Genomic DNA, 12,411 nt, shown 5'->3' with positions numbered 1-12,411 from the left:
CAGATGCCAGAGTCTTATCCTGCTGTTTATCGTGATGTTCGCCGATCGATAGTGCGACGCTTTCCCTATACTATTTACTATCGGATCGTATCGAGTCGAGTGATAATCACCGCAGTCTTTCATGGACGCAGAGATCCAACTGATTGGCAGGCTCGAACCTAATAATTTCTCGACGGGGATACTTTTGAGAGAAGATTACAGTTTTCAAATGAGTATACAAATATTATTAATTTTTATTTCAAAACTGCTTAAGCTTTTAAACTTCTGATTTCAAGGCAATTAAAATTATCAATGAAAAGACAAAGACTAATCTCGTAAAATCAAACAATCAAACTCTTCTAATTATGAAAATTCAAGCTAGTCAATTAGGATATAGAGTCATAGAGCCATTTTCAGACTTGGGGGAATTTCACATCAGCAGTGAAGTAATCGATAACTTAGCAAATAATCTAGGAGCAGCATCATTAGAAGATATGATGTTCAATACCAGTTTAGCCGATCTAATTTGGGAAATTTCTGCCCCAACTCCAATTGGAACAGGTAAAGCAATAGCCTCTGTTACTCCCAGTATCATAGGAAGATTACAGCAGCAAGATGATGGAATAATATTATGTAGTAATTACTAAGTAGCACCAGCAATTGTAGATGAATGAAACTGAACATTTCTAGGATATGATGTGTTAGTTGGATTAAGCAAGCTAAATCCAACTAACTGAATTTTCAACCTTAACTTAATGCTTACAAACTTCGCGGATGGATTCTAATCCAATACGATCGCAAAAATCACCAAACGCTTCACCAGACTTCCGATCGCGTTTGAAGTACTCCAATATCGGCGTGAAGAAAGTTTCCAAATCGTTGATGTGCATTCTGTCCGTATAAACCTGTGCCAGTCGCGTCTGCGCGGGACAGCCAGCCAACCACACTTGATAGCTTTCGGGGAAACTACCCACGAAACCGACTTCGGCCATATAGGGACGCGCACAACCATTGGGGCAACCAGTCATGCGGATGACAAATTGCTCGTCTGGTAAGCCTAATTTGGTCAGGAGGGCACGAAAACGCTCGTTGACGCTTGGAGCTAGGCGCTCGGATTCGGTGACGGCTAAACCGCACGTAGGCAGTGCTGGGCAAGCCATCGAGTAGCGGACGAGGGTATCGATTTTGAGGGGATCTGGTTCGATGCCATTATCGATTAGGATTTTGTCGATCGCAGCTTTATCGACTGGATCGATATCATAAATCAACACGTTTTGATGAGGGGTGACGCGCATCGGGATTTGATACGTCTGAACGATCTCTCTCAACGCAGTGCGGAGTTTGAAATCGCCTTCATCTTTAATTCTTCCGTTGACAACTGAGATGCCTAAGAATACCTTGCCGTCGCCTTGTTCGTGCCAACCTAAGAAATCTAGATATCGAAAGGCAGGCAGTTGCTTAAGTGGTTCGATTTTTTTGCCGTAATACTCTTCTACTTTGGCGGTAAATTTAGCTACGCCCCAATCGTGAATCAGGTACTTCATCCGCGCGTGGCGGCGGTTAGTTCGATCGCCATAATCGCGCTGAGTAGAGACGATCGCTTTAACGAGATCGTAGATATCATCTTTAGGCACATACCCGATCGGATCGGCAATGCGGGCAAATGTTTCTTCTTTATTATGGGTACGTCCTAAACCGCCGCCAGCATAGACATTAAAGCCTAAGACTTCACCTTTGTCATCGGAAATGATCACCAATCCTAAATCTTGAGAGAAGATATCGATCGAGTTATCGCCGGGAACTGTCACCGCAATTTTAAATTTACGGGGCATGTATTGCATCCCATATAGCGGCTCTGGATCTCCAGGGAAGATTGTCCGATCGTTGTCGATTGCTAACGCCGCTTTAACTTCTGGTGCAGGTTCGCCACTGACAGCTTTTTCACCATCCAACCAAATCTCGTAATACGCGCCTGTATGCGGAGTGAGTAGATCGGCGATTCGATCGGCATAAGCCCAAGCGTTAACGTATTCTGGCTTATTCTTGAAGGGTGCTGGGGGTGCCATCACGTTCCGGTTTAAGTCACCGCAGGCACCGAGGGTAGAACCCATGTTATGAACGATCGCGGCAATCGCTGGCTTGAGATTTTGCTTGAGAATGCCGTGCATCTGGAAACCCTGACGAGTAGTCGCGCGGATGGTTTCGTTGCCATAGTCGCTCGCCAATCGATCGAGTGCCAAATACAACTGGGGTGGAATAAATCCGCCAGGATTGCGCGTCCGCAACATCATCTGATAATCTTTTTCTTCACCTTTAACGCGATTATCCCGATTATCCTGCTGATAAGATCCGTGAAACTTGAGAATCTGAATTGCGTCTTCCGTGAAATAATTTGTATCGAGGAGTAACTCGCTGGCAACAGGTTCCCGCAGATAGTTACTATCTGTCTTTAAATGTTCTACTTTAGCGAGTTTCTTGGTGCTGGAAGTGTTAACCATACTGAGTTTAGGGATACTGGCAGGCGAAGATCTAGTTTATAGCAATCCTAAGTCACTTAGATCCATAGTCTATTTATTTTAACGCTCCTACGATTCGCCATTTTGGTAAGAATTCTAAAATAAATGCAGAGGTTCCCGATCCTCACCCCCAGCGGTTAGCAACCGCCACGACGTCCCGTTGTTGGCTTGCACTAAGATAGAAAAGTCTCAATCGATTAGCACCAATGGATGACTCTCTCGATCTCCGCCGATATGCACCCGCCACCGAACGCAATCGCGAACCGATCCTCGCAGTTTTGCAGCAAGTCTTACCACCGACGGGTACGATCCTCGAAATTTCTAGCGGAACTGGCGAACATGGCATCTTTATGGCTCCCCAACTGGCACCACGCGATTGGCTGCCCTCAGATCCCAATCCCGATGCCAGAGCGAGCATCGCCGCATGGCAAAGATTCGCACCGTGCGATAATATGTATCTGCCGATCGATCTCGATGCGAGTAGTTCTGAATGGTCGATCGAATCTGGAAGCGTCACAATTGGCGATCTCACCCAGCAACCGATTACCGCGATCGTGAATATTAACATGATTCATATCGCCCCTAAATCTGCTTACCTGGGGCTATTTGCAGGCGCACAACGCATCCTGCCGATCGGTGGTATCTTGTACTTATATGGCCCCTTTAAGCAAAGCGGAGTCCATACCGCTCCTAGTAATGCAGCTTTTGATGAAAGTCTGCGAAGTCAAAACCCAGCATGGGGCGTCCGAGATTTAGAAGAAATAACCACTGTCGCTCAAAGTCATCACTTAGAACTTTATAGAATCTATACCATGCCCGCCAATAATCTTTCGGTTGTTTTCAAAGTGGCTGCATAATTTTCGATCTCTGGAAAAGCATAAAATTAGTAGGCTGGGTTGAGCAACGTGAAACCCAGCCTACAGATCTACGTTCTCAAAAATCCCCTCCCAGGAGGGGTGCCCAAAGGGCGGGGTGGGTAAATCTCCGCAGCACCTCTAAAAATCTCGCACTACCCAATGGCTAATACCGACTTCCTCGCACATCTCAATCCTTCCCAGCGGCGTTCCGTCGAGCATTATTGTGGAGCCTTATTAGTAGTCGCTGGAGCTGGGAGTGGCAAAACTCGCGCCCTTACCTATCGAATTGCCAACTTAATTCGCACCCACCACGTCGATCCAGCCCACATTCTCGCAGTTACCTTCACCAACAAAGCTGCCAAAGAAATGCGATCGAGAATAGAATTACTATTCGCCCAACAACAAGCCGAACTGAAATTTGGCAAAGCGTGGGGTGCATTGGATGAGTATCAACAAACTCAACTGCGATCGCATGTTTACAAGACGATTATAAAAGATCTTTGGGTTGGCACATTTCACGGTTTATTTAGTAAAGTACTGCGGTTTGATATTGAGAAATACCAGGACGACAAAGGGCGATCTTGGAATAAGAACTTCTCGATTTTTGATGATAATGACTGCCAGGGATTGGTTAAGCAAATCGTCATCAAGCAACTAGATTTAGACGACAAGAAATTCGAGCCGCGTGCTGTCCGTTATGCGATTAGTAATGCCAAAAACCAAGGCTTATCGCCAGACGAATTTAGCAAGCAGCAAAATGATTACCGAGGACGAGTGATCTCAGATGTGTACAAACATTATCAAGATGCGCTGTGCGCTAATAACGCCCTCGACTTCGACGATCTCTTATTAGTCCCCGTCCAACTATTTCGCCAGAATGCTCAAGTCTTAGATTATTGGCATCGTAAATTCAGACATATCTTAGTCGATGAGTATCAAGATACCAATCGAACCCAATACGATTTGATTCAACTCTTGGTAACCAATGGTGTCGATAGTAAAACATTTGATGCCTGGGAACATCGATCGATTTTTGTGGTGGGCGATGCCGATCAATCAATTTATTCGTTCCGAGCCGCAGACTTTACGATTCTGATGAATTTTCAGGATGATTTTGGCGATAGCAAAACAGATGATGTGACCGAAACAATGGTCAAGCTAGAAGAAAACTATCGATCGCGTGAAAATATTTTAGCAGCAGCCAATCACCTAATTCAACACAACACCCAACGGATCGATAAAATCCTCAAAGCTACGCGCGGTGAAGGCGAGCCAATATTTTTGTATACAGCCGATAATGAAATCGATGAAGCTGAATTTGTAGTCAGTCAAATTCGGAAACTATTACGCGAAAATCCCGAATTAAATCATGGTAATTTTGCGGCACTATATCGGACAAATGCCCAGTCTCGACCGATTGAGGATGCCTTCGTGCGAGCGCAAATTCCATATACAATTGTCGGTGGACTAAAGTTTTACGATCGGCGTGAAGTCAAAGATATCGTTGCATATTTACGCGCGATCGCCAATCCTAGCGATACAGTAAGTTTGCTCAGAGTAATTAATACACCCAGACGCGGTGTCGGCCAAACCACGATCGACAATCTCCAAAATGCCGCACATCAATTAGGCGTACCACTATGGGAAATCCTCAATGATGATACATCAGTTAAAACCGTCGCGGGACGCTCTTCAAAAGGCGTTCTTAACTTCGCAGAAATTATTAATAAGTGGCGGGGCAAAGCCGAAACTCGTCCGGTTGTCGATATCGTTACGGGCATTATTGAAGATACTGGTTACGTCCACGAATTGCAAACTCAAGGTACAGATGAATCATTAGAACGCGTTCAAAACATTCAAGAATTGGTTAACGCCACTCTGCAATTTCAAGAAGAAAATGAGTCACCCTCACTCGAAGCTTACCTAAGTAGTGCTGCTTTGAGTTCCGATCTCGATAATCTCCAAGAAGGCAAAGAGGCTGTCTCATTAATGACATTACATGCCTCCAAAGGACTGGAATTTCCGATCGTCTTTTTGGTGGGGTTAGAAGCAGGATTATTCCCTAGCTATCGATCACTTAACGATCCGTTAGCTGTCGAAGAAGAACGGCGTTTATGCTACGTCGGCATCACTCGCGCCCAGGAAATGTTATATCTATCTCACGCCCGCGAACGTCGCTTGTATGGTTCTAGAGAACCCGCCATTCGATCGCAATTTATCGGCGAATTGCCACCAGAATTAATTAATAGCAACCTCCGTACTAAAGTTAGATCGCAAACTGCGACCAAAACCCCATCCAAGGCACCAAAAACTGTCGGTAGTACTCACGACCAAACAACAGCATGGCGAGTCGGCGATCGCGTGATTCATCGCAGTTTTGGGGTCGGTCAAATCTCGCATGTGTTTGGCACTGGCAACAAGCAATCTGTGGCAATTAAGTTTCCCAATCTTGGCCAAAAAATCATCGATCCTAAAATTGTGGGATTGCAAAAAATCGATTAGTCAGACATAATTTAAAGTAGAAATCGGGGTGCGAGAGCATTCGGATCTGCCTTAAGAACCCAGATAACCTAAACCCAGCTCGATCGATCCCAATTATTGCCAAATCACGAATTTGCAGTCCGACTGTTGACAAACCTTTAAGTCTGTGCGATTATAGTAGACGTGGTTAAACACCAAATGCGGGTGTAGCTCAGTGGTAGAGCGCAACCTTGCCAAGGTTGATGTCGCGCGTTCGAATCGCGTCTCCCGCTTAAAAATCGAAAAATCCTTGTTAAAAAGTTAACTGAAGTCTCCCAAGTTGGGGGACTTTTTTATATGCTATGAGAATAGCCGCAGCGATCGCTGTAGCCGTCCAGCCGATCGATCGAGCCAGATTACCAGATACCGCGTGGCACAACATCAACAGCAAAAAATCTATTTAGACCAAGAATATCCCTGCCCGTGTCATCCCCAGGGGAAACTGCAACAAATCGTCCTGACTGAAGCCTTTGGCTGCAATCGCTGTCGGCGGATTTTTGTGCTGCAACCAGATGGCTTAACGATCGAGGAATTAGCAGCTACTTATCCCTACAAACGGCGTTATTATTGGAACGGTAAACGCTTACAGTCGCTGCGATCCCTGCCAAAAGGAAATTTTTGGATAGCGATCCGTTCGCAGGAAAGCTGCGCACTCTGGCTGCAATCTCTGGGTGTAATCGCGTTAGTACTAGTAGTATTTCAACTTTATTGTCGAGTAACATTAACTAGTCCGATCCTTAATCTTGTACTATCTATAGCGATAGCTATTGTTGTCCTCATCGTCATTACGCTCTGGTTATTCGACCAAGGTTAAACACCTCTACTTATGGAACATGCGAATACCAACCCCAGTTTAGCTAGTGTCTTAGCTGAGTCCATGCAAGCTGGACGCTACCTTGCGCTCAGTAGTACCAAGCAGCGCGAACAGGCAATCTGCTCCGTGGCCACGGCTGTGCGGGCAGCCTTTCACGACATTCTCGAAGCTAACACCCTCGATTTAGAGGCTAGTCGCCAACTAGATATCTCAGACTTGCTCTTGGAGTGGTTGAAACTAACCCCAGAACGCCTGCAAAAATACATCGATTTGTTGTATCGCCTGGGCGAATTAGCCGCGATTTCCGGTAATACGGATGTCTGCACGGCAGTCGGAGATCGACATTGTTACAGCCAAGTGAAACCATTAGGGACGGTAGCTTTTGTTTATGAGTCATTGCCAGAACTGGGCGCGATTGCAGCGGGGATGAGTCTCAAGACAGGTAATAGTCTGATTCTGCGGGGCGGTAATGAGGCATACCATACCAATCTCGCCCTGTCACTGGCCATTAGGAGTGGCTTGGAGCAGGCTGATTTCCCCCCCAATGCCGTTCAGTTAGTTGACTCTAGTCCAGGATTGCTATACGAGCTATTAACTCACAATCAACAGGTTAATTTGGCGATCGCCTATGGTCGGCCGAGTTTGATTCATCAAGTCACCCAGCAGGCCACTGTCTCGATTTTACCGGCAGCGATCGGGAATTGTTATTTATATTGGGGTGCTAATGGTAGCCTGGAAGTCGTCCGTCATGCGATCTGCGATAGTCATGTCGGGGAACCAGACGCAGTCAATGCAATCGAGAAGGTCTTAATTCATATAGATCGCTCGGCGACATCTTTGACAACGCTGTGGACGAGTCTCAAGGAAAAAGGATTTCAACTACATGGAGATCGCGAGTTGGTGGCGAATTATGGCGAATATCTGCAACTCGCCGCAGATGGTAAATGGTACCAGCCCTCACTACGCAAAATTATCGCCTTCAAATCCGTTAAGAATGTGGATGAGGCGATCGCAAAGATCGACCGTTACAGCAGCGGACACACCGATTGTATCGTTACCGATTCTTATTTAGAAACCCAGCAATTTGTGGCGGGAATCAATAGTGCTTGCGTGTATATCAATGCTTCGCCCCGCTTTTATCGCTACCAGCGCGGTAGCGATCGGATCTGGCTGGGGATGTCAAATTATCATGGTTCCCAGCGCGGGGCGATCGGACTGACGGCATTAATCGCCACACAGCAAGTTACCATGGGTTGAGCTGGAGATCGATTCGGTTAGTTGGCGGCGCGACGCGGACGGGGCGGCGGCACGCTGGGACTGTCACTGCTACGATCGCGTTGCTCTTCGCCATCGCGCGAGCGGCGAGTGGGCGCAATCCGATTTGGTTTGCTGCCTGACGATCTCTGGTCTGAACCTGTGGCTCGATCGGGGGTATCATCAGCGTCTCGAAAGCGAGAGCTGCTGCTACCATAGACATCTAAATGAATAGATTGACCGACCGTAGCTGCTGCGGCTTGGAGGACTGTCCGCACAGCTTGAATATTGCGACCGCCGCGACCGAAGGCACTGCCTTGGTCGTCACTGGCAACCGCCACGCGAATCCAGACCCGATGGCGATCGATCGTGTACTCACAATCGACACCCATCGCCGCTGCATCACTCAGAAATGGTTGAAATAAAAATTTGACTATTTGCCCGTAATCAGGCAAATTTGAGTCGGGTGTCGCAACTGTCACTTGGTTTTGTTACCTGTTGGTTCGAGCAAATTTGCTTTTTCCAGAATCCGGCGCACGGTATCGGTCGGCTGGGCACCTTGAGAGAGTCTTTTGGCGATCGCTTCGTTGTCGAGACGCACTTCGTCGGTTCTAGGGTTGTAAAAGCCCAATTCTTCTAAGGGACGACCATCGCGTCTGGAGGTACTTTGCATCGCCACGAGCCGGTAGCTAGCTTCGCGCTTTTTACCAAATCTTTTGAGCCGTATTTTAATCATTTTGAAGCAGTTTAGCTGTTAATATGAGTGAGCTGGATGATTGACCCACAGCCTTCCAACTATAGCACAGTGGTGGCGGAATCTGAATTTTGTTTGCGCCCAAATTAAGCTGAATATCCATACCTAGTTCCACACAATACAGATCGGCTATGAAAGTAATTGGGTTAATGAGTGGGACTTCCGTCGATGGGATCGATGCCGCCTTGGTCGAAATTACGGGGACGACGCTCGATTTGCGGGTAGAGTTGTTGGCTGGGGAGACTTATCCTTATCCAGATAGCTTGCGATCGCAAATTCTCGCTATCTGCGGTGGAGCCAAATTAGCAATGGTTGAATTAGCCGCCTTAGATGATGACATCGCGGCGTGTTTCGCCCAGGCGGCGATCTCGATTCAAGCTCAAGCTGGTCACGATCAAGCCGAGGCCATTGGCTCCCACGGTCAAACCGTCTTCCATCGGCCTAAAGCTGCTGACAGCATGGGTTATAGCCTACAACTCGGTCGAGGCGAACTAATTGCCGCGATCGCCCAGATAACCACCATCGATAACTTTCGGGCTGCCGATATCGCCGCCGGCGGCCAAGGTGCGCCGCTGGTACCCAAACCCGATGCCTACTTGCTGAGTCATCCGATCGAACATCGGTGCATTCAGAATATTGGCGGCATTGGCAATGTTACCTATCTACCGCCGCACAGCCAGGCCGATTGGGAGCAGCAGATTCGGGGTTGGGATACCGGGCCGGGGAATAGTTTGCTCGATCTAGCCGTAACACAACTGAGTGAGGGCAAACTCACATTTGATCGCGATGGTGCCTGGGCGGCCACTGGGCATGTCTGTCAACCGCTCGTCCAAACATGGTTGGCACAGGATTATTTTGGCATTGCCCCCCCCAAATCGACGGGGAGAGAGCTATTTGGCGATGAGTATCTCCAATGTTGTATCGCGGATGCAGCAGCATTCAAGCTCAGTTCAGCCGATTTATTGGCAACGCTCACCGATCTGACTGCGAGCAGTATCGCTGATAGTTACCGTCGCTTTTTACCCAAATTACCCGATCGCGTATTACTATGTGGGGGCGGCAGTCGCAATCTCTATCTGCGACAACGGCTCCAAGCGCAGTTGCCAAATATCGAAGTCGTCACAACCGACGAAGCGGGTGTAAATGGCGATTATAAAGAAGCGATCGCCTTTGCGGTGTTGGCGTATTGGCGACATCATGGCATCCCTGGCAACTTACCCACAGCTACTGGTGCCAAATACCCCGTCTTACTAGGTGATGTCCATCCTTGACAATGAATTGGGTATATTGAGAATAAGCGCATCTACAACCGCCCACAAATTTAGATTCTTAAATCGGGCGATTCTGTCTGTCTCAATCGATCTACAGTAGGTATCTGACGCAGCATCCATCATCCTATCCGATCGCGTTCGTTTCGATGTTCAATTTTTATTTTCAAATCGACACTACTAAATTGTTCGCAATCTCATTATCGAGCGGCATGGAGGCATCGATCGCGTGAGAGATGAATATTATGGTCGCTTACTCGTTCAACGCTATCAACTCTTGGAGATCGCGGGGAAAGGCTCTATGGGGCAAGTGTATCAAGCGAAGGATACACTATTGGGTGGCGTGATTGTAGCCGTCAAGTTTTTATCGCGATCGAAAATGAACCAGCGGGTGCGGGACAGATTTATGCGCGAAGCAACGATCAGTGCTTTATTGGGAGAAAAAAGCATCCATATCGTCAAAGTCCGCGACTATGGTGTCGATGATGAGGAAATGCCCTTCTATGTGATGGAATACCTCAAAGGCGATAGTCTCAAAGAGGCGATGCAGAATAAACCCATGCCGCTGCCCAAGTTCTTTAGCTTCATGCGGCAGATCTGTTTGGGCTTACAATGCGCTCACGATGGGATCGAAATCGATGGTAATGTGACGCAAGTTGTCCACCGCGATATTAAGCCCAGCAATATTATCATTGTCAAAGACGCGACCTTGGGAGAGCTAGTGAAGGTGTTAGATTTTGGCATCGCCCTACTCAAATCCGACGAGTCGCCAACTGGATTTATGGGTACGCCAGCTTACTGTTCTCCCGAACAGATGGATGGCAAAACATTGGATAATCGGGCGGATATTTACAGCTTGGGCATTATGATGTTCCAAATGCTCACTGCCGAACTGCCGTTAAAACCCAAAGCTAGTTCTTTTGAGGGGTGGTTTCAGTCCCATCATTATCAAAAACCAAAATTATTTAGCGAAGTTAAAGCACCACTAAATTTGCCGCAGGCATTGATGGATATTGTCAATCAGTGTATGGCAAAAACTGCCGAACAGCGTCCGAGTAGCGTCACTGAAGTGCTCAAAGTCCTCGAACAAATCGAACAGAACTCAGCCCAAACTTCAGCACCCTTAGCCTCACAACCCAATCCCCAATCAGCTCCTACTCCAACTACGGCTGAAGCCATCTGTCTGCAAAGCACCTGGCCGAAAGACAAGCCCAGAGCGGAAATAGTCTTTCCACAGCTCATTCCGTACCAGCAGACTGAATTAGCCACGATGTGGATCATGCTCTCGCGCAGTGATATTGAAAAATATCAAAATAATAAACCACATTCTCAGTTTCTGTTTGTGGGTTCGCCGCATCCGATGCTGCTGTGGCTGACGACGCTGTACCAAGACGAGCAACAACATCGGATGCTACCTTGTTATCTAGATCTCAAAAAACCCATTGGCGAAAAAATTCTCCAAATTCTCACCCAGACTGGTAGCTATCGCTTAATTCTCTTTGCCCTCGAAGGTGACGAACGCTGCGTTTGTACGATCGAAGGTAAAGTGCCGGCTCGCAAAATTCAACTATTGAAGGAGTGGTCGTTAGAAAGTCAAAATACCTCCGCTACTCACGGCCAAATTAAGGAAAGTAAGCGATCGCTCAAGGAAGAATTAGAAGCTCTCAAACCCAAACTTGTAGCGAGTCTACAGCGTCAGATTTCCAAGAAAAATTGAAATTAGCTATGCTAAAGTTCATGGGAGCGAGAAAAACTTTCTCGCTCCCATCATGATATCGATTCGATCGGTTCTTTAGCCAATCTTCGCACTAATTAGTACTCGACTATTTAGGCGCAGGGGGAGCAGTCGGCTCTGGAGTGCTAGGTGTGCTAGGTGTGCCAGGAGTACTAGGTGCAGTTGGTGCTGGCGCAGCAGCAGGTGCGGATTGATTAGCGATTTGGACTAATTGACCCAACAATCCTTGCAGTGCTTTTTGGCCATTAGGTGCTTCAGCCAGTGCTTTGTCTGGGCCAACTTCACCCACATAAGCTTTAACGTAATCGTTATATGCACCAACTGAGGCATTCAGCTTAGTAGCACTGATGTTACCGTTGCTAGCACGCATCCCGCGAACGGTACTTGCAAGGTTAGCAGCCGCTTTACCAGTTGCACCATCAGCAGGTACGCCACTAGGTAATAATGAAGCTACTAGTGGCGCGGGTTCGGCACCATTAATCACATCAAATGTCGCAGCATCGCCAACAGCATTGGCTGTCAAGGACTGTGAAAACTGGTTGACAGCACTTTGGCTTTGGGATTCATACGATGGTTCGCCACCGCCACGGATACCACCACCACCAGTATTGGTAATAGAGTTGAAGGTGTTGCCGTTATCGGAACCGTTACCCACCTGGGCACTAGCTGGAGTGAGAGTGAGTGCAACTAGACTAGCTACAGCACCCATTCCTA

At 47.4% G+C, this 12,411-nt stretch carries 12 protein-coding genes and 1 tRNA gene; 9 read left to right on the top strand and 4 right to left on the bottom strand.

Annotated elements, in window-relative coordinates:
* The first annotated feature begins 3 nt into the window (after window positions 1-3).
* Together RMO27_RS23825 and RMO27_RS10925 are read left to right on the top strand one after the other, a co-directional pair.
* On the top strand, window positions 4-162 hold the full coding sequence (locus RMO27_RS23825) for a type II toxin-antitoxin system RelE/ParE family toxin (protein WP_396133662.1): 159 nt from the start codon (window positions 4-6) through the stop codon (window positions 160-162).
* Window positions 163-344: 182 nt separating this feature from the next.
* A complete protein-coding gene (locus RMO27_RS10925) occupies window positions 345-626 on the top strand; it encodes a hypothetical protein (RefSeq protein WP_309732276.1) in 282 nt (93 codons plus the stop codon).
* 105 nt (window positions 627-731) lie between these two features.
* Here the strand turns inward: RMO27_RS10925 and sir are convergent, their stop codons facing one another.
* Entirely contained in the window at window positions 732-2,477 is a 1,746-nt protein-coding gene (gene sir, locus RMO27_RS10920) for a sulfite reductase, ferredoxin dependent (RefSeq protein WP_309732273.1), read from the bottom strand.
* A 224-nt stretch (window positions 2,478-2,701) separates the two neighbouring features.
* On the opposite strand from sir, the gene RMO27_RS10915 reads away from it, so the two are divergent.
* From RMO27_RS10915 to RMO27_RS10895, 5 genes are all read left to right on the top strand, one after another.
* Window positions 2,702-3,352 (top strand): DUF938 domain-containing protein, encoded by a 651-nt coding sequence (locus RMO27_RS10915; protein WP_309732271.1) that lies wholly within the window; start codon window positions 2,702-2,704, stop codon window positions 3,350-3,352.
* Window positions 3,353-3,511: 159 nt separating this feature from the next.
* Window positions 3,512-5,854, top strand: coding sequence for a DNA helicase PcrA (gene pcrA, locus RMO27_RS10910; RefSeq protein ID WP_309732268.1), 2,343 nt, complete (start codon window positions 3,512-3,514; stop codon window positions 5,852-5,854).
* Between the two features lie 179 nt (window positions 5,855-6,033).
* Window positions 6,034-6,105, top strand: a tRNA-Gly gene (locus RMO27_RS10905).
* Window positions 6,106-6,152: 47 nt separating this feature from the next.
* Window positions 6,153-6,686: a hypothetical protein gene (locus RMO27_RS10900; protein ID WP_309732266.1), complete on the top strand. Its 534-nt coding sequence runs from the start codon at window positions 6,153-6,155 to the stop codon at window positions 6,684-6,686.
* A gap of 12 nt (window positions 6,687-6,698) precedes the next feature.
* Window positions 6,699-7,943: a gamma-glutamyl-phosphate reductase gene (locus tag RMO27_RS10895; RefSeq protein ID WP_309732264.1), complete on the top strand. Its 1,245-nt coding sequence runs from the start codon at window positions 6,699-6,701 to the stop codon at window positions 7,941-7,943.
* A gap of 17 nt (window positions 7,944-7,960) precedes the next feature.
* Here the strand turns inward: RMO27_RS10895 and RMO27_RS10890 are convergent, their stop codons facing one another.
* Together RMO27_RS10890 and rpsP are read right to left on the bottom strand one after the other, a co-directional pair.
* Entirely contained in the window at window positions 7,961-8,422 is a 462-nt protein-coding gene (locus tag RMO27_RS10890; protein ID WP_309732262.1) for a KH domain-containing protein, read from the bottom strand.
* The gene (gene rpsP / locus RMO27_RS10885; protein ID WP_309732260.1) at window positions 8,419-8,676 is read right to left on the bottom strand and encodes a 30S ribosomal protein S16; all 258 of its coding nucleotides are present in this window, start codon (window positions 8,674-8,676) and stop codon (window positions 8,419-8,421) included. The genes RMO27_RS10890 and rpsP overlap by 4 nt, the downstream gene beginning before the upstream one ends.
* Window positions 8,677-8,825: 149 nt before the next feature.
* Here rpsP and RMO27_RS10880 point away from each other — a divergent pair, with 149 nt between their 5' ends.
* Complete coding sequence (locus RMO27_RS10880) at window positions 8,826-9,965, top strand: anhydro-N-acetylmuramic acid kinase (protein ID WP_309732257.1); 1,140 nt, start codon at window positions 8,826-8,828, stop codon at window positions 9,963-9,965.
* A 226-nt stretch (window positions 9,966-10,191) separates the two neighbouring features.
* Window positions 10,192-11,679: a serine/threonine-protein kinase gene (locus RMO27_RS10875; protein WP_309732255.1), complete on the top strand. Its 1,488-nt coding sequence runs from the start codon at window positions 10,192-10,194 to the stop codon at window positions 11,677-11,679.
* Between the two features lie 106 nt (window positions 11,680-11,785).
* On the opposite strand, the gene RMO27_RS10870 is transcribed toward RMO27_RS10875, so the two are convergent.
* On the bottom strand, window positions 11,786-12,411 hold a 626-nt coding region (locus tag RMO27_RS10870), incomplete at its 5' end, for a hypothetical protein (RefSeq protein ID WP_309732253.1).

The sequence above is a fragment of the Chamaesiphon sp. OTE_75_metabat_556 genome (assembly GCF_031378165.1).
In the GTDB taxonomy this organism is placed as follows: Bacteria; Cyanobacteriota; Cyanobacteriia; order Cyanobacteriales; family Chamaesiphonaceae; genus Chamaesiphon.
This window is presented reverse-complemented; position numbering and strand designations above follow the sequence as displayed.

Bases quoted from the DNA above. Each gene is read 5' to 3' on its own strand.
- RMO27_RS10915 (WP_309732271.1), top strand. From the start codon at position 2,702: ATGGATGACTCTCTCGATCTCCGCCGATATGCACCCGCCACCGAACGC.
- RMO27_RS23825 (WP_396133662.1), top strand. From the start codon at position 4: ATGCCAGAGTCTTATCCTGCTGTTTATCGTGATGTTCGCCGATCGATA.
- RMO27_RS10925 (WP_309732276.1), top strand. From the start codon at position 345: ATGAAAATTCAAGCTAGTCAATTAGGATATAGAGTCATAGAGCCATTT.
- RMO27_RS10880 (WP_309732257.1), top strand. From the start codon at position 8,826: ATGAAAGTAATTGGGTTAATGAGTGGGACTTCCGTCGATGGGATCGAT.
- pcrA (WP_309732268.1), top strand. From the start codon at position 3,512: ATGGCTAATACCGACTTCCTCGCACATCTCAATCCTTCCCAGCGGCGT.
- RMO27_RS10895 (WP_309732264.1), top strand. From the start codon at position 6,699: ATGGAACATGCGAATACCAACCCCAGTTTAGCTAGTGTCTTAGCTGAG.
- sir (WP_309732273.1), bottom strand. From the start codon at position 2,477: ATGGTTAACACTTCCAGCACCAAGAAACTCGCTAAAGTAGAACATTTA.
- rpsP (WP_309732260.1), bottom strand. From the start codon at position 8,676: ATGATTAAAATACGGCTCAAAAGATTTGGTAAAAAGCGCGAAGCTAGC.